This is a genomic window from Inquilinus sp. KBS0705, assembly GCA_005938025.2.
Classification (GTDB): domain Bacteria; phylum Bacteroidota; class Bacteroidia; order Sphingobacteriales; family Sphingobacteriaceae; genus Mucilaginibacter.
The window spans coordinates 1683305-1708076 of sequence record VCCI02000001.1 but is presented as its reverse complement, the minus strand read 5'-3'; the positions used below and the strand labels follow the sequence as shown (position 1 = coordinate 1708076).

Annotated in this window: 20 protein-coding genes; 15 read left to right on the top strand and 5 right to left on the bottom strand. The window is 44.2% G+C overall.

What is annotated here, in order from left to right; genetic code table 11:
* Nucleotides 1–24 precede the first annotated feature (24 nt).
* The 5 genes from FFF34_007535 to FFF34_007515 all read left to right on the top strand — a co-directional run bounded on the left by FFF34_007535 (nucleotide 25) and on the right by FFF34_007515 (nucleotide 5300).
* The gene (locus FFF34_007535) at nucleotides 25–1692 is read left to right on the top strand and encodes a hypothetical protein (GenBank protein TSD67240.1); all 1668 of its coding nucleotides are present in this window, start codon (nucleotides 25–27) and stop codon (nucleotides 1690–1692) included.
* Nucleotides 1693–2079: 387 nt separating this feature from the next.
* Nucleotides 2080–3126 carry a sugar kinase gene (locus FFF34_007530; GenBank protein ID TSD67239.1) on the top strand — a complete coding sequence of 349 codons (1047 nt, stop codon included), beginning with the start codon at nucleotides 2080–2082 and terminating at the stop codon, nucleotides 3124–3126.
* The gene (locus tag FFF34_007525) at nucleotides 3116–3775 is read left to right on the top strand and encodes a bifunctional 4-hydroxy-2-oxoglutarate aldolase/2-dehydro-3-deoxy-phosphogluconate aldolase (GenBank protein ID TSD67238.1); all 660 of its coding nucleotides are present in this window, start codon (nucleotides 3116–3118) and stop codon (nucleotides 3773–3775) included. The genes FFF34_007530 and FFF34_007525 overlap by 11 nt, the downstream gene beginning before the upstream one ends.
* Nucleotides 3776–5071, top strand: coding sequence for an MFS transporter (locus tag FFF34_007520; GenBank protein TSD67237.1), 1296 nt, complete (start codon nucleotides 3776–3778; stop codon nucleotides 5069–5071).
* A gap of 1 nt (nucleotide 5072) precedes the next feature.
* On the top strand, nucleotides 5073–5300 hold the full coding sequence (locus FFF34_007515) for a DUF2132 domain-containing protein (GenBank protein TSD67236.1): 228 nt from the start codon (nucleotides 5073–5075) through the stop codon (nucleotides 5298–5300).
* 630 nt (nucleotides 5301–5930) lie between these two features.
* Here the strand turns inward: FFF34_007515 and FFF34_007510 are convergent.
* A complete protein-coding gene (locus tag FFF34_007510) occupies nucleotides 5931–7244 on the bottom strand; it encodes a DEAD/DEAH box helicase (protein TSD67985.1) in 1314 nt (437 codons plus the stop codon).
* Between the two features lie 129 nt (nucleotides 7245–7373).
* Here FFF34_007510 and FFF34_007505 point away from each other — a divergent pair, with 129 nt between their 5' ends.
* The 5 genes from FFF34_007505 to FFF34_007485 are packed head-to-tail and all read left to right on the top strand — an operon-like array spanning nucleotide 7374 to nucleotide 12778.
* Nucleotides 7374–8537 (top strand): DUF2961 domain-containing protein, encoded by a 1164-nt coding sequence (locus FFF34_007505; protein TSD67235.1) that lies wholly within the window; start codon nucleotides 7374–7376, stop codon nucleotides 8535–8537.
* Between the two features lie 9 nt (nucleotides 8538–8546).
* Entirely contained in the window at nucleotides 8547–9410 is an 864-nt protein-coding gene (locus tag FFF34_007500) for a 2-hydroxyhepta-2,4-diene-1,7-dioate isomerase (protein TSD67234.1), read from the top strand.
* A 12-nt stretch (nucleotides 9411–9422) separates the two neighbouring features.
* On the top strand, nucleotides 9423–10649 hold the full coding sequence (locus FFF34_007495) for a hypothetical protein (protein ID TSD67233.1): 1227 nt from the start codon (nucleotides 9423–9425) through the stop codon (nucleotides 10647–10649).
* 47 nt (nucleotides 10650–10696) lie between these two features.
* Nucleotides 10697–11974 carry an L-fucose:H+ symporter permease gene (fucP, locus tag FFF34_007490; protein ID TSD67232.1) on the top strand — a complete coding sequence of 426 codons (1278 nt, stop codon included), beginning with the start codon at nucleotides 10697–10699 and terminating at the stop codon, nucleotides 11972–11974.
* A gap of 15 nt (nucleotides 11975–11989) precedes the next feature.
* Nucleotides 11990–12778: an SDR family oxidoreductase gene (locus FFF34_007485; GenBank protein ID TSD67231.1), complete on the top strand. Its 789-nt coding sequence runs from the start codon at nucleotides 11990–11992 to the stop codon at nucleotides 12776–12778.
* A 1-nt stretch (nucleotide 12779) separates the two neighbouring features.
* Here FFF34_007485 and FFF34_007480 read toward each other — a convergent pair whose 3' ends face one another.
* The 3 genes from FFF34_007480 to FFF34_007470 are packed head-to-tail and all read right to left on the bottom strand — an operon-like array spanning nucleotide 12780 to nucleotide 16712.
* Nucleotides 12780–13430, bottom strand: a complete 651-nt coding sequence (locus tag FFF34_007480) for an arylesterase (protein ID TSD67984.1) — start codon at nucleotides 13428–13430, stop codon at nucleotides 12780–12782.
* 34 nt (nucleotides 13431–13464) lie between these two features.
* On the bottom strand, nucleotides 13465–16017 hold the full coding sequence (locus FFF34_007475; GenBank protein ID TSD67230.1) for an FtsX-like permease family protein: 2553 nt from the start codon (nucleotides 16015–16017) through the stop codon (nucleotides 13465–13467).
* Between the two features lie 5 nt (nucleotides 16018–16022).
* The gene (locus FFF34_007470; GenBank protein TSD67229.1) at nucleotides 16023–16712 is read right to left on the bottom strand and encodes an ABC transporter ATP-binding protein; all 690 of its coding nucleotides are present in this window, start codon (nucleotides 16710–16712) and stop codon (nucleotides 16023–16025) included.
* Nucleotides 16713–16880: 168 nt separating this feature from the next.
* Between FFF34_007470 and FFF34_007465 the strand changes: the two genes are divergently transcribed.
* The 3 genes from FFF34_007465 (at nucleotide 16881) to FFF34_007455 (ending at nucleotide 22243) form a co-directional block, all read left to right on the top strand.
* Nucleotides 16881–17585: an NUDIX hydrolase gene (locus tag FFF34_007465; protein ID TSD67228.1), complete on the top strand. Its 705-nt coding sequence runs from the start codon at nucleotides 16881–16883 to the stop codon at nucleotides 17583–17585.
* 96 nt (nucleotides 17586–17681) lie between these two features.
* Entirely contained in the window at nucleotides 17682–21227 is a 3546-nt protein-coding gene (locus FFF34_007460; GenBank protein TSD67227.1) for a PKD domain-containing protein, read from the top strand.
* Nucleotides 21227–22243: a type IX secretion system membrane protein PorP/SprF gene (locus FFF34_007455; GenBank protein TSD67226.1), complete on the top strand. Its 1017-nt coding sequence runs from the start codon at nucleotides 21227–21229 to the stop codon at nucleotides 22241–22243. The genes FFF34_007460 and FFF34_007455 overlap by 1 nt, the downstream gene beginning before the upstream one ends.
* 124 nt (nucleotides 22244–22367) lie before the next feature.
* Here the strand turns inward: FFF34_007455 and rpoN are convergent, their stop codons facing one another.
* Entirely contained in the window at nucleotides 22368–23843 is a 1476-nt protein-coding gene (gene rpoN / locus FFF34_007450; protein TSD67225.1) for an RNA polymerase factor sigma-54, read from the bottom strand.
* A gap of 149 nt (nucleotides 23844–23992) precedes the next feature.
* Between rpoN and mscL the strand changes: the two genes are divergently transcribed.
* Nucleotides 23993–24394: a large conductance mechanosensitive channel protein MscL gene (mscL, locus tag FFF34_007445; protein TSD67224.1), complete on the top strand. Its 402-nt coding sequence runs from the start codon at nucleotides 23993–23995 to the stop codon at nucleotides 24392–24394.
* Nucleotides 24387–24734, top strand: coding sequence for an MmcQ/YjbR family DNA-binding protein (locus FFF34_007440; GenBank protein TSD67223.1), 348 nt, complete (start codon nucleotides 24387–24389; stop codon nucleotides 24732–24734). Before mscL ends, FFF34_007440 begins: the two co-directional genes overlap by 8 nt.
* The last annotated feature ends 38 nt before the right edge of the window (nucleotides 24735–24772 follow it).

The following is a 24772-nucleotide window of genomic DNA, read 5'->3' as shown; positions in this document are numbered from 1 at the left end:
TAAATGCCTTAGCACATTTGTGGTATGAAAACACGTATCGCTTTTATTGTTATTGTCATCATGGTTCTTGCAGGCAAATTGCAGGCGCAAACAAAACAGCAAATTAACAACTTGGCCACCTTTGCCAAGGTGTGGGGTTTCTTAAAATATTATCATCCGCAGGTAGCTAAGGGTAACCCCAATTGGGACGAAGAATGGGTAAAATCGACATTAACTATAAAGAAAATAGAGACAAATGAAGAATTTAAACGCTTTATAATCAATTGGTATTCATCAATACCTAAAGTAAAACTTAGTAATACAATCACTCAATTAAACAGCGATTCGGTTTACAGGGTATTTAATGAAAAAGACATAAAACGTTACAACATACCTGCCGGTATGAAGCAGGAATTAATGAATTTGTACCTCTATCATCAACCAGATTCGAGTAAATATATCAGCAATCTATCGGGGCCATATAAGCTGGATTATGTATGGCATAACGAAGAAGCATTTGCAAACCCAGCTTACCCGGATGAGGCCCACAGGCTGCTGGCACTGGTGAGATACTGGAACATTATCAACTATTTTTATCCGCATAAAAAGGAGTTTGCACCCAATTGGAATAAGGTATTGACTGATTTTATCCCACAATTTATGGCTGATAAGGATGCTGCCGAATACCGCCAAACCTTTATGAAACTTACTGCACAAATAAAGGATAGCCATTCCTTTTTTGTGCAAAAAGAGTGGGATGCGGCACACAAGCAAAACCCGCCATTTTTGGTGTATTATATTGATGGTAAGTATATTATAGGTAACAGTCAATACGAGCAATTGATGAAGAAGCACGATTTACGGGCCGGCGACGAGATACTGGCGATAAATGGCCGTAGTATTGATGATTGTGTTAAATATCTTACCCCGCTTACAACGGGTAGCAATGCCGCTTGCCTGCACCGTAACATAGGTGAAAGCTTATTTAGAATAGATACCGGTAACACAGCCAACCTAAGCACAAGGCGCAATGGCATGGTTATAAACCAGCAAATTAGCTTGTATAGCTATGGCGATTTATACCAGCACCGTAGTAAAAACCATCCGCCGCTATGGGTAAATATGGGCAATGGTGTTTGGTATGTGCGCTTTTGTAAAATAACTGATAATAAGTCACTTGTAAAGATGTATAACGACATAAAAGATGCCAAAAGCATGATATGGGAAATGCGCGATTACCCGTATTTCCCAACGGTACAGGCCTTTTTACCGGGACTTATAGCGAGGCGTGTTGCTAACGAGGTAAACTACGATGGTGAGCTGTTTTACCCAGGTATGTTTAAAGCAAAAGTAGACCAAATACCACTTGCGCCTGATACCCTAAAGCTACCGTTATATAAGGGCAAATTGATAGTGTTGGTAAACGAATTTACCCAAAGCCTGGCCGAAAGCGTAGCGGCAGAATTAAGCAACCGGCCAAATACAATTGTTGTGGGCAGGCAAACCGCTGGCGCAACGGGTAATATGCTTTTTACCGATTTTCCGGGTGGGATAGAAGATTCATATACAGCCGTAAAGGTAGTAGGATTAAACAATAGCTTTAAGCAAGGGCAAGGGGTTAAGCTGGATAAGAAGATAAGTCTGTCTATCAAAAGAATGCAATCCTCGCCAGATTATGAGCTGCAACAGGCGTATTTAGAAGCTGTGAAATAATTGAATTTGGTTTTCAATAAAAAGAGGCTGCTCCAAAAGGCAGCCTCTTTTTTATTTGATCTTTTCCATTCCACATCTATATTTAAAGCTTTGCACTTTTTTCGCTGTCATGCGGGAGATTTTTCGTTTTTTTTCGTTTTAATTCGTTTGGTGTTGTTCACTAAGATAACATTATCCGGCATATAAACAAGTAAAAAGGCGCAATTATTTGTCGACGATAATTTTTGTAGCCGGATTTTTTCTTCTCCCAAATTTAACATCGTTGCCTCCGGGATATTTTAACCGACGCTAATTATCATGGAAAAAATTTAAATTTTTAGGGTTTATGGTGTATAATGCATATTTTCAACCATCAGAAACCTAAGTTAAACATCCCGACTTGTGCTAATGAGTAATTTATTGTCTGCGAACCATAAAGATGGCGCTGTACTGTCCTTTGGCGAACTATTGTTAAGGATCAGTCCGGATGCTGAAGGTAACTGGCTTAACAATAACTCCTTGCCCTTTTACGTAGGCGGCGCCGAACTGAATGTGGCAACCGCCCTTGCACTATGGGATGTGCCGTCCCGGTACTTTACAGCATTACCCCAAAATGGCCTTACCGAACAGGTAGTAACCTATCTAAATAAAAAGAACATCAATACCCAACCCATATATTACCACGGCAATCGTATGGGGCTGTACTACCTTACCAAAGGCAAAGATCTTAAGCATAACGCGCTGGTATACGACAGGGCGGGCTCGGCATTTGCCGACCTTAAACCTGGTATGATAGATTGGGATAAAGTACTCGACGGGGTAAGCTGGTTTCACTTTAGCGCCATATGCCCGGCAATCAGCCAGCAGGTAGCCGATGTTTGTTTAGAGGTATTGCAGGCTGCGTCGGCTAGGGGTATCACCGTATCGGTCGATCTGAATTACCGCTCTAAATTATGGCAGTATGGTAAACAACCACAGGATGTTATACCCGCGCTGGTTAAGTACTGTGATTTGATAATGGGCAATATATGGGCTGCCGAGCAGATGTTGGGGATAGATGTTTTGGGCGATATACACGAGTCGGGGCAGAAGAGCATTTATTTGAAAGAGGCCCTGTCATCATCACAAAGGTTAATACAGCAATACCCTAAATGCAAGGCGGTGGCCAACACCTTTAGGTTTGATGAGGCGGCAGATATAAAGTACTACGCTGCCTTATACACCAACGGCGAGTTTTATACCTCGTACGAATATTGTACCAACCAGATAGCCGATAAGGTAGGCACCGGCGACTGCTTTATGGCCGGCCTTATCTATGGGTTTTATAACGCATTATCGCCCCAGCAAACATTAGATTTTGCTACCAGCGCGGCGTTCCAAAAGCTGTTTATAGCCAGCGACGCCACAAATAACACTATTGAACAAATTGAAAACGCAATAAAGTATGACCAATAAGGATTTTGTTTCGGATGCTATTTTAGCACAGGGCATGTTGCCCTTGTTTTTTTACGAAGATGCTGACGTTAGCCTTGATGTTATCCGTACGCTTTACCGCGCAGGTGTAAGGGTAATTGAATATACCAACAGGGGTAAAGAGGCATTAAGGAATTTTGGTATCCTAAAAAAAGCGGTTGCAAGCAAAATGCCCGACCTCTATCTGGGCATAGGTACTATAAAAACCGGCCTCGAGGCCGAATCGTTTGTAGCGGCCGGGGCCGATTTTATTGTATCGCCTATTGTTGATACCGAGGTGGCAATGGTAGCCAGCAGCTACAAATTGCTTTGGATACCCGGATGTATGACACCTACCGAAATACACATTGCCCAGCACTATAAAGCAAAGCTTATTAAACTGTTCCCCGCCAATATTTTAGGGCCTGACTATGTAGCATCTATAAGGGGTATTTTCCCGGGGCAGCTATTTATCCCAACAGGCGGGGTTGAATTAGATGCTGACAACATCACCCGCTGGTTCCGGTCGGGGGTAAGCGCGGTGGGTATGGGCAGTAAGTTGATTAGCCGCAGCGTGTTAGACGAAAAACTTTACGACAAACTTTATAAGGATACCCTTAAAGCATTAGAATTGGTGCAGATAAGCAAATAAATGAAAAACATAAACGCCAAAAACTACCGCTGGGGCGTAGTGATATTACTGTTCTTCGCCACATCTATCAACTATCTCGACAGGCAGGTTATTGGCCTGCTAAAGCCTACGCTCGAGAAAGAGTTTAGTTGGGACGAAAACGACTATAGCCACATTGTGATGGCTTTTTCGGCAGCTTACGCTTTTGGCTTGTTGTTTTTTGGCGGTATTATAGATAAAATTGGCACTAAGCTGGGCTATACCATATCGCTTATTGTATGGAGCGTTGCCGCCATGCTGCATGCAGTTGTACGGTCTACCATGGGTTTTGTATTTGTGCGTGCCGCCCTGGGCCTGGGCGAGGCGGGCAACTTTCCGGCGGCCATAAAAACAGTGGCCGAGTGGTTCCCTAAGCGCGAGCGGGCTTTTGCTACGGGCATATTTAATTCGGGCGCTAACATAGGTGCCGTGCTGGCCCCTGTAATTGTACCCTGGATATTGGGCGTTTATGGCTGGCAAATGGCTTTTATTATTACCGGTGCCATTGGTTTTATATGGTTGATATTTTGGTGGCTGATATACGAAGTGCCCTCAAAGCATAAAAAAATTAGCCCTGCCGAACTTGAATATATACACAGCGATGTTGAGGAAGCCCCCGCTACCGATGGTTTTAACCCGCAAAAAATAAAATGGGTGCAATTGTTTGGTATACGCCAAACATGGGCCTTTGTGGTGGGTAAGTTTTTAACCGACCCTATATGGTATTTCTTCCTGTTTTGGCTGCCATCATACTTCTCCAGCACCTTTAACCTCGATCTTAAAAAGCCCAGTCTGCCATTGGTGCTGGTTTACACCGCCACCACAATAGGCAGTATAGGCGGCGGTTATTTATCGTCCTGGTTCATCAAAAGGGGCATGCCTATATTCAGGGCGCGCAAAACGGCCATGCTCATGTTTGCGCTTTGTGTGCTGCCCATATTCGCGGCCAGGTTTGCCACCAATATTTGGCAGGCTGTAGGGCTTATTAGCCTGGCTACAGCGGCACATCAGGCCTGGAGCGCCAATATCTTCACCACCGCATCAGATATGTTCCCTAAGCGCGCTGTAAGCTCTGTAGTGGGCATAGGCAGTATGGCCGGGGCAACGGGCGGTATATTCTTCCCGATATTGATAGGCTTTATTTTAGAACGCTATAAAGAGGCCGGCGACCTGACCGGTGGATACAACATCATCTTTTCGGTATGTGCATCGGCTTATTTGGTAGCATGGTTTATAATGCATTTGCTTACACCAAAAATGAAACCCGTAAATTTGTAAAATGGAGCAAGCACCCAAAGACCCACTACACGGTAAAACTTTACAAGCCATATTAACCGCCTTAGTAGCCCATTTGGGCTGGGCCGAAATGGGCTACCGCATACGCATCAATTGCTTTTTAGATAACCCCAGCATCAACTCCAGTCTTAAATTTTTGCGCAAAACACCCTGGGCGCGCAAAAAGGTAGAGGATATGTATATCGAGTTTTATAAGGAAATGCCGGAATAGGGGTTCTGTAGAGGCGGGATACTTCGCGTCTCTCTTCGCGTCTGGAACCCTGCATTTAAAATAGGTAGGCGCCATTGTGCCTGGTTTAAGACACGAAGTATCGTGTCTTTACATTAGCGCCGTTGTTGGTGTTGTCACCAACAACATTTAGTACAGGTAACATCGGTGTATGAATGCATGGCGGCTTGTTGGTGACAACACCAACAAGGGCGGAATAGGTAGGCACCATTGTGCCTTGTTTAAGACACGAAGTATCGTGTCTCTACATTAGTGCCGTTGTTGGTGTTGTCACCAACAACATTTAAGACAGGTAACATTGGTGTATGAATGCATGGCGGCTTGTTGGTGACAACACCAACAAAGGCGGAACAACGGTGAAAACACATCATGTCATATCGAACGAGGTACGAGGAGATATCTTGTTCGCCATGCACAGTCGCCGACCTTCTTATCGAACAAGATCTCTCGTCGCTGTCGCCCGCTCGAGATGACAATTAAAAAAAGTGTCTTGTCTAACAAGATCCCTCGTCGCTGCGCTCGCTCGGGATGACAGTTCTTTCTCTGTAGAGGCGCGATACTTCGCGTCTCCGACCGCTTCTCTAAGACACGAAGTATCGTGTCTCTACATTTTTAATGCTTCTTCTTATTATTCAACTTTGCCTTATAGCCCGAGCTGAAATTATACGTTTTTGAATTTTCGGGTTTCTTTTCGTGGAAGGCTGCGCCTGGTTCGTATTTGTTTGGGTCGGGTTTGGCGGGTTTTTTGGCAGCTTCTTTTTCGGCTTCTTTTTGCTTGCGTTCCTTTTCTATCACCAGTTCGGCGGGTAATTCGGCACGCTGCATTTTTTGGCCGGTGTTATGCTCAATCTTCACTACCTGGTCCAGTTCCAGGTCGGTAATAAACGTTAGGGCAAGGGTTTCATCATCCGCAGTGGCATCATGGTTGCTCACATGCTCAATATACACCGCCTTATCGGCAGGCACATCCAAATGTATAATAAACGGAATATTGTTAAGGTCGATGCTTTCGGTATTTTCATTTGCCACTATCAGCACACGCAGCTTATCATTCGTTTTAAACTCACTAATATCCTTTACCAGGTTATACTCATAGTCGGTAGGGTTTAATATGGCTACGGCACCGCCCATGCGGTTACTCAGGCTCTTGTAAACCGTTTCGGCAGTTTGGCGGGTATTGGCAAAAACTACAGCTTTGGTAAACAGTTCTTCGTCATACAAAAACAAATTCAGCAGGTTAAGCTTAGTGCCAAAGTTGGGCACATGGTACAGCATCTGCGGGTGCATAGGTAATTGCGCGTCAGCCAGTTCCTCTACCTCAATTGTAGTAGGCAAGTGCATAAACGGGGCTATCATCTTTTCTAACTTATCATGCAAAACCTCGCTAAAAACAAGGTGCTGGGCTTTGCCAATGCTATTGGCTAACTCCACTACAGGTAATTGCAGGCCTTTTTTTACTATCTGGTGGGCATCGTCAATAACCAACAATTCAACCTTGTTCAGGTTTAAACCCAATTTAAGGTAAATGGCTCGTGCACGGTCGGGCGTGGCAATAACAATATCGGCACCATCGGCCAATTCGTCCATTTGCTGTTCGGTACCTGTACCGGCATGCAGGGTAACTATGGTTAACGATTTATTTTGGTTCAGCCTGTCAAACTGGGCCACTATCTCAAATATCTTTTCCTGGTCGGGGGCTAATATAAGTACACGGGGCACACCTTCGGCATTGTGGTTAAAACGGTTAATGGTGCTTATCACGTATGTGGTGGTTTTACCGCAGCCTTCGGGGCCAATGCCAATAACATCCTGCCCGCCGGTAATGCGGCCCAGCGTTTTCAACTGTATCTCTTTGGGGGTATTAAACCCCGCGTCAACAACCGATCGTACCAATAACTTTTTAAGCTTAAACTTTTCTGCCCACACCATACTAAAAATATAAAGGCTGCAAAGATACCAAAACCATATTGCTTTTATAATAATGATGCTATAAGCTTGTAAATCTGTCTGCTTATTCATTTCTATTTTATTACATTTAGTCGTTAAACCTAAATTATGAGAAAGCATATTTTTTTGGCGGGCATGCTTTGTGCCTTAGCCGTAACTGCCGTGGCGCAGCAAAAATTTAATGGGCTTGATGCTAATATGGGCAACATTTACCGCCTGTCTGATGCGGTGAGCCGGTCTATAAGCCCCGAAAATTTTAAGGGTGAAAAAGGCAAAGGCGGTATGGCCACAACCGGAAACGGCGCGCAGGCTGCGCGCGATTTGGGCCAAACCTGGAAAGTGAGCCCCAGCGTAACCATCAAAAAACACACTACCTACACCGTTGCCGAAATTGACGGGCAGGGTGCTATACAACATATATGGATGACCCCAACCGGCAACTGGCGCTACTCCATCATCCGCTTTTATTGGGACGATGAAACAACCCCATCTGTAGAGGCACCAGTGGGCGACTTTTTTTGCATGGGCTGGGGCAAGTACGCGCCCATAACATCGCTGGCGGTAGTAGTAAACCCTGGCAGCGCGTTCAATTGCTACTGGCCAATGCCTTTCCGCAAAAAGTGCCGCATTACCATGGAGAACATTGATGACGAGGATATGGTGCTTTATTACCAGGTAGATTATACACTGACCAAAGTACCGGATGATGCCGCTTATTTCCATGCCCAGTTCAGGAGGATAAACCCGCTGCCTTATAAAAAAGACTATGTACTGGTAGATAGTATACAGGGCAAGGGCCAGTATGTAGGTACCTACCTGGCCTATGGTTCAAATAAAAACGGCTGGTGGGGCGAGGGCGAGATAAAATTTTTTATGGATGGCGACACCAAATTCCCAACCATAATAGGTACCGGCACCGAGGATTACTTTTGCGGATCGTATGACTTTGATACCCGCAAAAAGCGGCCCGATGGCAGCGAGGGTACGGAGTATACCGAATTTAGCGGCCCGTACACCGGTTTGCCGCAGGTAATACGCGGCGACGGGCATTATAACATTGCCCAGCGCTTCGGGCTATACCGCTGGCATATTACCGACCCTATACGTTTTGAAAAGAACCTGAAGGTTACTTTGCAGGCTTTAGGCTGGCGGCACGATGGCCGTTACCTGCCTTTACAGGACGACCTGGCATCGGTGGTGTTTTGGTACCAGGAAGGACCGCACGGGCCGTTCCCTAAACTACTAACAAGGGACGAACTGGAAGTTAATTAAGCAGCGGGTATGAAATTATACAAAACTAAACAAGGCATATTGCTTGAGCATGAGAATAGTTTTTTTGTGGTAGACAGGCAATGGGATATACTGATCAATCGCGATAAGCTGGAAAGTTATTTGCAAAAGTTGTTAACCGGGTTAAACCCTATCACCGCAGCAGAGAAAGACGCCTGGCTAAGTGCCGAAAATATATTACCGCCTATTGGCCGGCAGGAGGTGTGGGCCGCCGGTGTCACCTACCTAAAAAGCCGGGATGCACGGATGGAAGAATCTGAAACGGCGGCCAGCTTGTACGATATGGTTTACGACGCCGAACGGCCCGAACTGTTTTTTAAAGCCAACCCATCGCGTGTATCGGGGCATTTGCAGCAGGTGTATATCCGTACAGATTCGACCTGGGATGTACCCGAGCCTGAGTTGACCCTGTTCGTAAATACTAATGGCAATATACAAGGATATACAGTGGGCAACGATATGAGTTCGAGGAGTATTGAGGGAGAGAACGCCTTGTACCTGCCGCAGGCCAAGATATATGAAAAGAGCGCGGCATTAGGCCCCTGCCTGTATGTGAGCGAAACATCTATCGACGCGTCATCAGCCATTAAAATGACCATCAGCCGAAACGGGGAGGAGGCGTTTAAGGATGATACATCGGTATCGCGCATCAAACGGTCGTTTACCGAATTGACCGGCTATTTATTCGCCGAAATGGATTTTCCGGGGGGATGTTTCCTGATGACGGGTACCTGCCTGGTGCCACCGCCAAGCTTTACTTTACAGCCCGGCGATGTGGTAGAAATGAGTATAGACCATATTGGTACCATGATAAACACCATTGCCATTAACCCAAAACATAAAAGCACCCCATAAACCCTAAATCAAATGAAAGCCCACCAACTATTATTACCGGTAGCACTTATGCTATTGGTATCATGCGGACAAGATGCCAAAAAAACAATCGCCGCCGCCGTGGAAGATGGTAAAGGCACATTTGGTTATGATCTCGATTTCCTTAAAAAGAAGGATAGCGTAATTGTACTAAAAACCGACGATGGCAAGGGGCAGGTTATTGTATCACCTAAATACCAGGCTAAGGTATTTACATCAACTGCAAACGGAGCAAATGGCAAAAGCTTTGGCTGGATAAACTATAAAACCTTTGATGCCAAACCAGACGAACATATGAATGCCTACGGGGGCGAAGACCGCTTGTGGCTGGGCCCCGAAGGTGGCAAATTTTCGTTGTTTTTCAAGCCCGGTACCAAAATGGAATTTAATAACTGGCATACCCCGGCCGCTATTGATAACGAAAGCTGGACGCTGGTATCGGCAACCGATAAAGAGGCAACCATGAGCAAAACTACCGAACTGCTTAACTATGCCAACACCCTGTTAAAAATAAAGCTGGACCGCAGCGTTAAGATATTACAAACACACGATATACGCCAAATGTTAAACACCGACCTGGGTAATACCATCAGCGCGGTGGCCTTTACCACCAGCAGCACCATTACCAACAACGGCGATAAAGCCTGGGACAAAACAACAGGTGCACCCTGCCTTTGGAATTTGGATATGTTTAAACCATCCCCAAAAACCAACATTATAGTGCCCTACCACGAGCATGTTACCGGTCGCGTAGCCACAACAGATTATTTTGGACAAATACCGTTTAATCGTATCAAATATGACAATGGCGTTATACTGTTTAAGGCGGATGGAAAATCGCGCGGTAAATTGGGTTTGCCGCCTAACCGCGCCAAAAATATGGCAGGCAGTTACGATGCCGACGATAAGGTATTAACCATTATTGTGTACGATTTGAACGCTTATGCCACCTACCTTAACCAGGAGTGGAAAACCGATGCCGATGCATTTGCCGGCGATGCGGTAAATGCCTATAACGATGGCGTGCTACCAACAGGTGGCCAATTAGGGCCATTTTACGAGCTTGAAAGCGTATCGCAGGCAGCGTTTTTAAAGCCTGGTGCAAAGCTTACCCACAACCATACGGTGTTCCATTTTACAGGGGATGAGGCGCAATTGAACGAAATTGCGGTAAAAACGCTCGGAATTTCTTTAAAGGATGTACAAGCTGCGTTTAAATAATTTATATTCAGCCCAACTAATTACCAAACCAATTCTAAACTACAAAAATGCCGAAAGACAATAAGCTAATAGCCGTAGCATTAATTACGTCCTTGTTTTTTATATGGGGTTTTGCCTTAAACTTGAACCCTATATTGATACCTCACTTAAAAAAGGCCTGCCAGCTTACCGATTTTCAATCCTCGTTGATCGACTCGGCTTCGTACTTTGCCTATTTTTTGTTGCCCATACCGGCTGCACAATTCATGAAAAAATATGGCTATAAAGGCGGCATCATATTTGGCTTGCTGCTGTTTTCGTTCGGGGCGTTTTTGTTTTACCCGGCAGCCGCGGTGCGTAACTACGCTTTCTTCTTAGGGGCCTTGTTTGTGGTTTTCTCGGGTGCTGCATTTTTAGAAACAGCTGCAAACCCATTAATAACCGTTATTGGCGATGCTGAAAGTGCTACACAGCGTATTAATTTTTCGCAGTCGTTTAATGGGTTGGCGGCTACGCTGGCACCATTAGCAGGTGGGTTATTTATACTATCGGGCAAAAATTTAACAGCGGCGGAGACTAAAAGCATGTCTGCCGAACAATTGAACGCCTACCTGAACACCGAAGCATCGGCTGTGCAGATACCTTATATCATCATCAGTATAGTTGTATTTATAGTGGCTATTATGATATGGCGCACCACCTTCCCCGAGATACAGGAAGAAAGCAGCGACGAGGTAAAAAACGATAAGCGCCCATTAGGTGCCCGCATTGCCGAACTATTAAAGAATAAGCAATTAATGAGCGGCGTACTGGCCGAGTTTTTCTACGTAGGCGCACAATCATGTGTAAGCAGTTTCTTTATCCGTTTTAGCGAGCGTGTGGCAGGCTTTGAAGAAAAGCCGGCGTCGTTTTATTTAACGGTAGCATTTTTAGGGTTTATGATCGGCCGCTTTGCCGGTACGTTCCTGATGCGGTTTATTAACCCTGTAAAGCTGTTGGTAATATATAGCATTATAAACATCGCGCTGATAGCAGCGGCTGTAACCTTAAAAGGTACCGTCGCGGTTTATTCGTTAATGGGGGTTTGGTTCTTTATGTCAATTATGTTCCCAACTATATTCTCTTTAAGCATTCGCGACCTGGGCGCTAAAACAAAATTAGGCTCATCATTGGTTATTATGGGTATCGTGGGTGGCGCGGTGTTCCCGCCTATAATGGGCCGTATATCAGATATGTCTAACATACAGCTGGCTTATCTGGTGCCGGGGGCTTGCTTTATAGGGATATTGATATTTGCCTACAATAATTTGAAGGTGAAAAAAGTAGACATGGTTGTTTCGCATTAATAAGATAGTAATAATATGGATCTGGGATTAAAAGATAAAGTAATTATAGTAACGGGTGGCGCTAAAGGTATAGGCGAGGGTATTGTTAAAATGCTGGCTACCGAAGGCGCCTTGCCTGTAATTATTGGCCGGAGCGAAGAGGATAACAATATTGTAGTTGATGCCGTTGCAGCGGCTGGTGGTAAGGCACACCAGGTGGTGGCCGAACTAACCAAGCCCGAAGAATGCGAAAACGCCGTAAAAACGGTTTTGGAGAAATTTGGACGAATTGACGGGCTGGTAAATAATGCCGGTGTGAATGATGGAGTGGGTTTAGAGAATGGCAACTACGAAAGCTTTATGGCATCGTTACACAAAAATGTGGTGCATTATTATTTAATTGCCCATTACGCCTTACCTGCACTAAAAGTATCAAAAGGATCGATACTTAACATTACCTCAAAAACAGCAGAAACAGGGCAGGGGAATACATCGGGATATGCCGCTGCAAATGGTGGCCGCAACGCACTAACCCGCGAGTGGGCTGTTGAACTGTTAAAATACGGCATACGCGTAAACGCTGTTGTAGTAGCAGAGTGCTGGACACCACTTTACGAAAGCTGGATAAAGACGTTGCCTAACCCCACAGAAAAACGCCAGGAGATTGAAGCCAAAATACCTTTGGAAAACCGCATGACCACTACGGAAGAGATAGCCAATATGGTGGTTTTCCTGCTATCAAACAGATCGAGCCATACCACCGGGCAAATTGTTTATGTTGATGGCGGTTACGTACACCTGGACAGGGGACTGGTAAACGCGTAAATTATAATAGTCCCTTTATTACTTTCCAAACATTAGCGCCTACAATTTTAGCGCCTTCGGCGGTAGGGTGTATACCGTCAGGTTGGTTTAAGCTGCGCACACCGGCAACATCCTGCAATAAAAAGGGCATCAGTGTCATGTTGTTTTTGGCTGCTAGCTGGGGGAAGATATTTTTAAAGTTATTAGCATAGTCGGCACCCATGTTTGGCGGCACCAGCATACCTAACAATACCAATTTTGCTTTAGGATACTTTGCCTTTACCGTATTAATAATAAACTGCAGGTTTTCGGTAGTTTGTTTCACGGGCAGGCCGCGCAGGCCATCATTAGCACCCAGTTCAAGTACAAAAATATCAACGGGTTGTTTAAGCGTCCAGGCTATGCGAGCCCTGCCCCCCGCTGATGTTTCGCCGCTAACGCCCGCGTTTATCACATTGTAGGGTAATTTTGCCGAGTCTATCTTGTTTTGTAACACACCGGGGAAGGCTTCCGAAGCATCATCTAAACCGTAACCTGCTGTTAAGCTATCGCCAAATACTAAAATGTTTTTGGTAGCGGCAGTTTTCGCGGCTTGTGTGGTATCAGTATCGGCATCGCTTTTTTTATCGGTTGTTTTACTGTTGCAGCCGGTAATTAATACCGCCAATACCATTAAGCCTGTTTTAAATTGATTGCGCATATAAATATTAGGTGTTTGACCGCAAAACCTCCAGCGGCGGCCTGTTTAAAATTCCGCGGCTGTTTAGCAGCCCTATTATTACTGTTAACAATGTTATGCTAAAAAAGATGATGATGACCGGCAAAAAGTTTATCGCATAAGGTATCTTAAAACTGTACTGTGCCAGTAACCAGCTTGACCCTATGGCTATTACTATACCGGTAAGGGCCGATAGCGTACCCAAAAACAAATACTCTAAAGCGGTTATGGCAAATATCTGCTTACGGCTGCCGCCTAATGTGCGTAGCAAAACACTCTCCTGTATGCGCTGGTACTTGCTTAAGCGTACCGATGATATCAGCACAATAATACCCGTGATGATACTAAATGCGCTCATGAATTTAATCACATAGCTTATCTTATCCAAAAGTTCGTCTAACACGCTTAGTACCAAACCCAGGTCGATGACAGAAACGTTTGGAAACTGCTTAACCACCGCTTGCTGGTATTGTGCCGACTGCTGATTTGATGCTACATGCGTAAGCAGTACATGAAACTGCGGTGCATCTTCTAGAGTCCCGGTAGGGAAAACGATCTGGAAATTCGTTGATATTTTGTTCCAGTTTACCTTGCGTATGCTGGCTATTATAGCATTCATCCTCACGCCTTGTACGTTAAAAACCAAGTGGTCGCCCACGCGCGCGTTTATGCGCTGCGCAAAGCGTTCTTCGGCCGATACAGGTATATCTTCACCCGGCGTTGCCTTGCCTACCCATTTGCCGCTGGTAACTTCTTCTGACGAGGTAAGCGAATCGCGATAGGTGACCCGGTATTCGTAAGAGAAGGCACGCGGCGATATGCGCAAGGTGGTGTCTTTTTTTACATCGGCCGCTGTTTTGCCGTTCACTTTTTCTAAACGCATAGCAATAATAGGCACCTGCGACAATACAGGCAGGCCCTGCTTACGGGTAAGGTCGGCCAGTGGTTTTTCCTGGTTGGTTTGTATATCAAACAGTATCATGTTTGATTGATTGCCGCTTGCCGATAAGGTAACCTGGCTAATAAGCAATTGCTGTATTAAAAATAGGGTGCATATAAAAGCGGTACTTAAACCAATAGAAACCGTAAGTATAATGGTTTGATTGTTTGGTCTGTACAAATTGGCAAAGCCCTGTCGCCATATATAACTCCAGCTGCCGCGTATAATTAAGCGCGTAAAACGGATGAGTAACCAGGCAATAACGGTAAGTATTAAAAACGCGATGAGTATGCCTGCGGTAAATACTGTTGCCGCCATCCAATCATCTAATTGCAGGTAAGCAAACGATGCTACAAACAATACTACCAGTAAATAAACCAGCCACCTGAATGGGTCGCGCCGGATGCTTACGCTATCAAATGATAAACGCAGCGTATTTAAGGGTGATATATTGCGGATGGATATTAGTGGCAGCAATGCAAACAATACCGATATAATAACCCCCAAAACAATGCCTTGCCATATAGCCAGCCACGATATACTTACGGATATGGTAATGGGTAAAAAATCTTTTAATACCAAGGGCAGTAAATGCTGTATGCCTGTGCCCAATATAGCGCCCGCTACCGAGCCGATGAGCCCTATGCCGGTTATTTGTACCAGGTAAATTAAAAAGGCTTCAGCGGCCTTTACACCCATACAACGCATAATGGCTATCGAAGCTATTTTTTCGCGGATATAAATGTTAATGGCACTTGCCACGCCCACACATCCTAATAGTAACGCTATAAAGCCGACAAGCGAAAGGAACCTGGACAGATCGGCAAAAGAGCGGCCTGTGTTTTCTTTGCGGCTTGCAACCGTATCCGAGCTGTAATCGGCCTTATCCAGTTGTGGGTCTATCTTTTTTGCCAGCTTATCAACATCAACTTTGTTGCCGAATTTAAAAAAGTAGTTATAGTTAATGCGGCTGCCTTTTGCAATTAATCCGGTTTGCGGCAGGTATTGCAGCGGGATATAAACAATAGGTGCTATACCCGATGATATGCCCGTTTGGCCCGGCGCTTTGTTTAAAACACCCACTATTAAAAACGATTGCCGGCCAACCTTTATAGAGTCGTTAACTCGGGCGTTAAATTGCAGCATCAGGGTTTTGTCAACCAGGGCGTTTTTGCCTTTTTTAAAAGTTCTGCCTGCCTGTACCGGTGTCGTCTCCAGTTCGCCATAATAGGGGAAAGCCCCCTCTAGCGCCCTTACCTGTACCAGCCGTGTGCCTTGTGTTTTTGGGAAGTAAACCATTGAGGCAAAGCTGCGCTCCTGCGAGCGGTCGCCGCCTAAAGAATCAAGCAAACGCTGAAGTTTGGCATCAGGTTCTTTATTACCGTTAATGGTTAAATCGGCACCTATTAAAGTTGCGGCCTGCCCGTTTACATCGTTTTGAATATTGTACCTGAACGAGTATATGGCTACCAACGCGCCAATACCAAACACTATCGACGATATAAACAACAACAGCCTGCCGCGGTTGCGGCGGCTATCGCGCAGGGCCATTTTAAACAGCCAGGCAACATTTGTTTTTCTTTTATAGTTTGTAGTATCCATATTGGCTATTGGTTACCGGTTTTATCATCAGCAACCAGCTTGCCACCCTTTATTTTTATAATACGATGCGTTTTAGCGGCCAACTCCAAATCGTGGGTTACCAAAACCAGTGTGGTACCTGCTTCGCGGTTAAGGTCAAATATCAGCTTCACTACTTTTTCGCTTGTCTCGGCATCAAGGTTGCCGGTAGGCTCATCGGCAAATAATATTTTGGGTGAATTGGAGAATGCCCTTGCCAATGATACGCGCTGCTGCTCGCCACCCGATAGCTGCGCAGGGTAGTGGTGACCACGGTCGGCAAGTCCCACCTTATCCAACAGGTCTAAAGCGCGTGCCTTAATGTTTTTTTCGCCCCGCAGTTCTAAGGGGACCATTACGTTCTCTAAAGCTGTAAGCGTAGGCAACAGCTGAAAGTTTTGAAATATAAAACCCACATACTGGTTGCGTACCTGCGCGCGTTTGTCTTCGCTTAAATTACCCAGGCTAATGCCATTTAACTCAACAATGCCCGCGCTGGCACTATCCAAGCCGGCACACAAACCTAACAGGGTGGTTTTGCCACTGCCCGATGGGCCCACTATAGCGTTGGTAGAACCAGCCGCAATGCTAAAGTTTATATCATCTAAAACCGTTAAAACGCGACCAGCGCTTTTGTAGGTTTTATTCAGATTGGTAATTTTTAATATGTTTTCCAATAGATGTATGTTTTTGGTTAACGGTAAATATCAAATTATATATCAATAACGTATTGTTTTTAAAATTTAGTTACAAAACCGTTACATTTTAACCACATAAAACAATTTATGTGCTATTTATAAAACGCTGAATTATATTTACACTTGTAAAATAACAAATATCATTTTATGAGCGAGTACGCCGGCCAGAGCAGAATTTTAGTTGCTGTTGATTGTATTATTTTTGGATTTGATGGCTGGAACATAAAATTGTTACTGGTTGAAAGAAGTTTAGAACCCGAAAGAGGCAAATGGAGCCTTATGGGCGGCTTTATACATTCATCAGAAAGCCCTGATGATGCCGCTAACCGTGTTTTGGAAGAGCGTACCGGCCTAAAAAATGTATACATGGACCAGTTTATGGTTTTTGGTAAGCCGGACAGGGACCCGGTAGAGCGTACCATATCGGTAGCCTACTTTGCATTAATAGATATACAAGAATACGAACAACAACTAACCAGCGAAAACCACCCCGTATGGTATTTGTTGGATGATATGCCTGAAATGGTTTTTGACCATGCCGAAATGGTGGAGGCTGCCAAAAAACAGTTGCGCTATAAAGCCGCGCTGCACCCTATATTATTCCAATTACTACCCGACAGGTTTACTATACCGCAACTACAGGCCCTTTACGAGGGTGTGTACCAAACCCAATTTGACGACCGCAACTTTAGCCGCAAGCTGTTATCAACCGGCTTATTAGTTAAGCAGGCCGAAAAAGACAAGCAATCATCAAAAAAAGGGGCTTTTTACTATAAGTTAGACCAATCTAACTATGAAGAGAATTTTGAAAAATTCCTGAACCTGGTACCAAATCCGGATAAGTTTTTTTAATCCGTTACATATTATCACAAAAGTTTAATTGCTTAATATTTAAACGATTGCTTATTTTTATAACGCATCAGCAGGTAAAATATAAACCCAATTAAATTGAACAGGATAAGTGCGTTAAAGCTGGCTTCACTATTTATATTAATGTGTTGCGGTTGTTGCGCGTTTTCGCAGGGAAGCAGTTCTAATCAGGGTAAAGAGTTTTGGACGGGTTATATGTCGCACATAAGCGGTAATAGCGGCCCCCGGGGTAGCAGAATGACGCTTTATATCACATCTGATGTTAATACTAGTGGTAAGGTAGAGATTGCTGATGGCTCTTTTGCTGCAATTCCGTTTAATGTTGTAGCAAAACAGGTTACACCTGTAGATATCCCGCCTATAGCTTATATTAATGCACAGGGTAAGTTTAATAAGGGGCTGCATATTACATCGTTGCGTAATATAGCGGTATATGGTCATATATATGCGGCAAGCGTATCGGGTGCTACACTTTTGTTGCCGGTAACTACCTTGGGTAAAAGTTATTATTCCATCAATTATAAGCAGGATTCCAACTCGGAGGACTCTTCACAGGGCGATCAATCTCAAGGGCCGTCTTACTCGTCGTTTATGGTAATTGCTACAGAGGACAATACCACGGTTGAAATTAAGCCTTCGAGGGTTTTGCTTGATGGCAGGGCATCGGGTGTGCCATTCCAAATCATCTTAAATAAGGGCGAGGTTTATGAAGGGCTGGCCAATACCGATCTGACCAATACCCGTATACGTACCATTGTATCGGCCACGGGCGAGTGTAAAAAAATAGCTGTGTTTTCAGGCAGTACCAAAATGGGCATCGGCTATCATAACGATAATTTTTCGTCAGATAATCTTTTTCAGCAGGTGTACCCGACATCTGCATGGGGTAAAACTTATATTACCGTCCCGCTTAAAAACCGTGACTACGATGTTTACAGGGTAGTGGTAAGTGACCCCAACACCGTACTCAAAATAGACGGTGCCATTATCCCGCAAGGCCAATTTGCAGGTACCGACTATTATGAGTTCCCGTCCAGAACACCACATACTATTAGCGCCGATAAACCAATACAAGTTGCGCAATATGCGGTTACACAAGGTAAAAAGTTAAATACCACGGATGAGAACAGTACAGATATCGGGGACCCGGAGATGATTTTTCTAAACCCGATCGAACAAACGCTGGATCATGTTACCCTCTATTCTACCAGCCGATACAATATTTTAAAGGAATACATTAACGTGGTAATAAAAAATACAGGTGTCGCTTCTTTTAAGCTGGATAATGTTGATTACTCGGAATATTTTAGGCCTATGCCTCAAAATGAAGACTATTCGTATGCGCAAATAAATGTTACCGCCGGTACGCATACCATCAAATCAAAAGAGGGTTTTAACGCTATAGCCTATGGCTTTGGCGACCGCGAATCTTATGGCTACGCTGCAGGGGCAAGCCTTAAAAACCTTAACCAATACATTACCCTAGCCGACCCTTTAACCAATAAAACACAGGATAATGGTTGTACAGGCGTGCAATACCTGGTGCAATTAGCGTTGCCTTACAAAACCGCGCGTATAGAATGGGATTTTCATGATGGTACGGCACCTTATATTGATAATAATCCGGTTGTAAAAAAAACAATGGTTAGGGAAGGGAAAACGATTTACATATACGAATACTTTAAAAAACTGAGCTTTACAGCCGGAGATTATAGCCTTACTGCTACCGTAATAAACCCCGTAGCCGATGAGTGCGGAACGGAGGTAAATATTGATTTTAACTTTAACATAGCCGATTATCCTACTGCAAAATTTACAAGCGTAGGCGGGTGCCCTAATGCACCACTACAATTTACCGACGAATCTGACGCGAAGGGGAGTACCTTACAAACCTGGCTGTGGGATTTTGGCGACGGTACAACATCTGACGAGCAAAACCCTAAACATGTGTTTGCACAAGCCGGCGATTATACCACCAAGCTTATAGTTGTAAACGAAAACGGATGTTCATCATCCCAGGTAACGCGAACGGTGCATATATTAAATAAGCCCGTTGCCAAATTTACGCTGTCGGCACCGGTTTGCGCGGGTAGTGATGTTACGTTTACAGATCAGTCGGTATCTGAGGGGACAATAGTTAAGTGGATCTGGGATTTTGGCGATGGTAGCCCTGTGGTAACACATGCCAATAATAGCCCCTTAAACCATGCGTATGCTTTGGCAGGCAACTACACGGTTAAGTTAACCATAACCAACAGTACCGATTGTGTGAGCGACGTTTTTGAAAAGGCAATTGATGTAAAGCCTTTACCCAAGGTTGATTTTACCTTGCCTGATTATTGTGTGGGCGATGTATCGGCAAAGTTTGCGGATATAAGCACCATAACCGATAACACCCAGGCGGGCTTTACTTACAGCTGGAATTTTGGAGATACGCATTTGCAAACGGGTCAGGCAAACACCGCCGCAGGCAAAAGCGCCGAGCATAAATACAGCCAAATAGGTGTATACCAGGTAACCCTAACGGTTACCACTGCAAACGGTTGTACTTCATCCAAAACAAAAGCGTTTACGGTAAATGGGGCAGACCCCAGGCCCGACTTTGTTATACAGAATTCAACCAGCTTGTGCAGCAATAACGGGGTGTCTATTAAGGATATATCTACCGTAGATTTTGGTAAAATAACCCGCATTATTATTTTTTATGATTATGATAATAACCCGCAGCAATACGAAGAATATAATACCAGCACCATGCATGCCGATGGGATTTACTCGCACGATTATGGTGCACTAACTGTTTCTACGCCGTTTAATATACAGCTTGAGGCTTATTCCGGCGCAACTTGCGCTACTTTTAAGCAAAGGCTGGTTACTATAAACCCCCAGCCGGTAGTAAAGGTATCAAAGATTGGCTCGTTGTGTTACAGCGATGCGCCTGCACATATTATGGTTAATTTAAATGGCTTCACCGGTACCGGCACTTTTAGCGGGACGGGGGTAACCTCCGCAGGTGTATTTGACCCAAGAGTAGCAGGGCCGGGTACGCATACCATTGTATATAAATTTGTTACAAATGGTGGCTGCGATTTTACAGATACGCAGGATATTGTGGTAAACCCTGATCCTGTGGTAAACGCAGGCACCGATTTTTTACTGCTCGAAGGGGAGGGTTTTGTGATGCCGGCCACAGCTACAGGTAATGGTTTAGCCTATAAGTGGCTGCCTTCTAATGGCTTAGACCATGATGACGTATTAAACCCGGTGGTTAAGGCAACCGACGATACCAATTATAAACTGACAGTTACAAGTGCCGAGGGTTGTACTGCTTTTGACGAAATATTTGTTAAAGTGTTGAAGACGCCAATAGTTGTTAACGCGTTTACACCCAATGGAGATGGCATAAATGACACCTGGACAATAAAAAATATAGAAACTTACCCAGGAAATACGGTTGACATATACAACAGATACGGAGAAAAGGTATATTCGTCTGTTGGTTATGCCGTAGCGTGGGATGGTAAGTACCATGGCGTTTACGTACCGGCAGGCGCGTACTATTATATTATAAACCCTAAAAATGGGCGAAAACCCATTTCCGGAAATGTCACTGTTATTAGATAATGTTTAAACGAAGGTTAATTTTATTAATACTGCTTGCTGTTTTTGCGCATTGTGCCAATGCGCAACAGCGCCCACAGTACACGCAGTATGTATTTAATAATTACCTTTTAAACCCTGCCTTAAGCGGTATTGAAAATTATACCGATGCTAAACTTGGCTACCGCAGCCAGTGGACAGGTTTGCAAGGTGCGCCCGTAACCGCTTACTTTAGTATAAATGCCCCGCTGGGCAGTAATTTTTTGCAAGGCGATGCCACCGGTTTCCCTGGTGGTGGTAATACCGATCCGGCAAGCCGTTCGTTTACGCAGGATTACCGGGCATCAGAGCCGCACCATGGCATTGGCTTTATGGTAGTAACAGATAAGGCCGGCCCAATTACACAAACAAATTTAAGCGGTACTTATGCCTATCACCTGGGCTTAACAGATAAGCTAAACCTGGCGGTTGGTGTGCAGGCGGGTTTTAACCATTTAAATATTAACACATCCGAATTAACCCTCGAAAACCAAAACGACCCGGCTATTAATAATTTGCAAGCCAGCCAATGGAAACCTGATGTAGGCGTAGGGGTCTGGGCATATTCGTCAAATTACTTTTTTGGGGTATCGGCACAACAAATATTGCCGCAAAACTATATTACCACAGGTAATAATACGGGCCTGAGTAAAACTGTACCACATTATTTTATAACAGGTGGCTACAAGCTTTATTTATCTGATGATGTAACGCTGCTGCCCTCGGCCCTGCTAAAATTTGTTAGCCCGGTGCCTACCACCTTTGATATCAACATGAAGCTGTCTTTCCGCGATAGATTTTGGTTTGGCGGCTCGTATCGTAAGGATGATTCTTATGCGGTATTGACCGGTTTTAACCTAAGCTCATTAATAAACGTAGGCTATTCGTATGATGTAACCACATCGGCCCTGCGTACGGTAAGTAACGGTACACACGAGCTGGTTTTGGGTATCTTGCTAAACAACCGTTATAAACTTACGAGCCCACAGCACGGGTGGTAAAGTAGTTTGCAGTTTCCAGTAGGCAGTTAGCTGTGTTAATTCCCGGGAAAAATAATCAGTAGGCAGCAGACAAAATAGCAAGTGAAATTTTTGCAAACTGCAAACTACCCACTGCAAACTTACTCTACAGTTCTTTCCTTAACCTTGCAACCGGGATATTCATTTGCTCGCGATATTTGGCTACTGTGCGGCGCGCTATATTATAGCCCGCTTCTTTAAGTATATCAGTCAGCTTTTCATCGGCAAGCGGGTGGCGCTTGTCTTCTTTGCCAATATGTTCTTCCAGTATCTTTTTCACTTCCTTGTTTGATACCTCTTCGCCGCTTTCGGTTTGTATGGCTTCGCTAAAGAAAGATTTTAGCAAGAAAGTACCATGCTCGGTTTGTACATATTTGGAGTTGGCTACGCGCGATACCGTAGATATATCCATGCCAATACGGTCGGCAATATCTTTTAATATCATCGGCTTAAGGTTTTTATCATCGCCGGTTAAAAAGAAATCGTATTGGTACTGCATTATGGCATTCATAGTTTTAAGCAGGGTTTGCTGGCGCTGTTTAATAGCATCAATAAACCATTTTGCCGAATCGAGCTTTTGCTTTACAAATTGTACCGCTTCCTTTAACTTTTTATCTTTTTGTGCTGCCTTATCGTAATGCTGAAACATCTCCTGGTAGCTGCGGCTAACCTTAAGCTCAGGCGCGTTTTTAGAGTTTAGTGTAAGTACCAGCACCCCATCATTATTACTGATATGAAAATCGGGTATCACCTGCATTTGTTTAGTGCTTACCTCGTTGCTATCACCCGGTTTTGGGTTAAGCTTTAATATCTCATTTACAACACCACGCAATTCAACCGAATTCATATTTAACGATCGTTCCAGCTTATCGTAGTGCTTACGGGTAAACTCTTCAAGGTAGTGCTCAACTACCAGTATCGCTTTTTTTATAATAGGGTCGTTAGCGTCTTTACGCCTTAATTGTATCAATAAACATTCCTGCAGGCTACGCGCTCCAACACCCGGAGGGTCAAAACTTTGTATCACCTTTAGCATGTCCTCCACTTCTTCATCGTCGGCCATTACGTTTTGCGAAAAGGCCAGGTCATCAGTAAGCGACATTATAGGGCGGCGCAGGTAGCCATCGTCGTCTAAACTGCCTATAATTTGCTTGCCAATGCTAAAGTCTTTGTCTGATAGGGGTAGCAGGTCTAACTGTGCTTGCAGGCTTTCAAAAAACGAGCTTTGTACAGCAATAGGTATTTCTTTGCGTTCGTCCTCATCTTCACCATTCTGGTCATAGCGCGATCCGTAGTCGTTTACGCTATCATCCTGCAGGTAATCATCAATATTAAACTCATCCATCGGGCCCTGGTCGTCATCACTGTTGTAGGTGTCTTCATCAGGGTCGCGGTCGGGGTATAATTCTTCGGGTTCGTTTAAATTGGTTAAGCTTAGGTCTTCAAGGGCAGGGTTCTCCTCTAATTCTTCTTTAATACGCGTATCAAGTGATACGGTAGGCACTTGCAGCAATTTTATAAATTGGATTTGCTGTGGCGAAAGTTTTTGTAAGAGTTTTTGTTGAAGGTTTTGTTTAAGCATAATTATAGACAGTGCAAAAATACACCAATTACCCTTAACTTTAAAAATTACTTATTAGGGTTTAGGCTATGATGTTAATGCTGCAAACTAAAAATTGTTTTGCAGGGCAGCTAAAATTTGTAACTTTAAATATACTTAACACATTACCTATGGGATTTATTAAAGAGTTTAAAGAATTTGCCGTTAAAGGCAACGTATTAGATTTAGCTATTGCAGTTGTTATAGGTGGTGCCTTTAGTAAAATAGTAAGCTCGTTGGTTGAGGATATTATTACGCCAGCTGTTTTAACACCTGCTTTAAAAGCAGCACACCTGTCTAACCTCAGTCAGCTGGTTATACCGGGCACAGCTATAAAGTATGGCAACTTTTTATCGCAGGTGCTATCATTTATCATCATTGCCTTATCTCTGTTTATTGTAATAACCGCAATAAACAGGTTTAAAAAGAAAGAAGAAGCTGCGCCGACTGTTGTACCATCGCCGACCAAAGAGCAGGTTCTGTTAACCGAGATACGCGATATTTTGGCTGATAAGAATAAGAACCTTGGCTGATATTATAAGCATCCGAAGGGTAGCATTATCGTTGCCCGAAGTTAGTGAGGAGCCCCATTTCGAGAAAACATCGTTCAAAGTAAATAAAAAGATATTTGCTACAGTAGTGCCGGAGCATAACAGGGCGACGGTAAAATTATCTGCAACTGATCAGGATGTATTTTGCACTTTTGATAGTGCGGTAATTTATCCCGTACCAAACAAATGGGGTAAGCAAGGCTGGACACATATAAACCTGCTAACGGTAAAGCAAGACATGCTAACCGAAATATTAAAAGTGGCGTACTGCGAAATAGCACCAAAGCATTTGGCCGACCAAGTATCGTTTAACGAAGAATGAGCAACTTATTTCTCATAGCAGCATATGGCGCTTTCTTG

Coding starts and splice junctions, on each gene's coding strand:
- FFF34_007535 (TSD67240.1), top strand. CDS start 25: ATGAAAACACGTATCGCTTTTATTGTTATTGTCATCATGGTTCTTGCA.
- FFF34_007530 (TSD67239.1), top strand. CDS start 2,080: ATGAGTAATTTATTGTCTGCGAACCATAAAGATGGCGCTGTACTGTCC.
- FFF34_007525 (TSD67238.1), top strand. CDS start 3,116: ATGACCAATAAGGATTTTGTTTCGGATGCTATTTTAGCACAGGGCATG.
- FFF34_007520 (TSD67237.1), top strand. CDS start 3,776: ATGAAAAACATAAACGCCAAAAACTACCGCTGGGGCGTAGTGATATTA.
- FFF34_007515 (TSD67236.1), top strand. CDS start 5,073: ATGGAGCAAGCACCCAAAGACCCACTACACGGTAAAACTTTACAAGCC.
- FFF34_007505 (TSD67235.1), top strand. CDS start 7,374: ATGAGAAAGCATATTTTTTTGGCGGGCATGCTTTGTGCCTTAGCCGTA.
- FFF34_007500 (TSD67234.1), top strand. CDS start 8,547: ATGAAATTATACAAAACTAAACAAGGCATATTGCTTGAGCATGAGAAT.
- FFF34_007495 (TSD67233.1), top strand. CDS start 9,423: ATGAAAGCCCACCAACTATTATTACCGGTAGCACTTATGCTATTGGTA.
- fucP (TSD67232.1), top strand. CDS start 10,697: ATGCCGAAAGACAATAAGCTAATAGCCGTAGCATTAATTACGTCCTTG.
- FFF34_007485 (TSD67231.1), top strand. CDS start 11,990: ATGGATCTGGGATTAAAAGATAAAGTAATTATAGTAACGGGTGGCGCT.
- FFF34_007480 (TSD67984.1), bottom strand. CDS start 13,430: ATGGTATTGGCGGTATTAATTACCGGCTGCAACAGTAAAACAACCGAT.
- FFF34_007475 (TSD67230.1), bottom strand. CDS start 16,017: ATGGATACTACAAACTATAAAAGAAAAACAAATGTTGCCTGGCTGTTT.
- FFF34_007465 (TSD67228.1), top strand. CDS start 16,881: ATGAGCGAGTACGCCGGCCAGAGCAGAATTTTAGTTGCTGTTGATTGT.
- FFF34_007455 (TSD67226.1), top strand. CDS start 21,227: ATGTTTAAACGAAGGTTAATTTTATTAATACTGCTTGCTGTTTTTGCG.
- rpoN (TSD67225.1), bottom strand. CDS start 23,843: ATGCTTAAACAAAACCTTCAACAAAAACTCTTACAAAAACTTTCGCCA.
- mscL (TSD67224.1), top strand. CDS start 23,993: ATGGGATTTATTAAAGAGTTTAAAGAATTTGCCGTTAAAGGCAACGTA.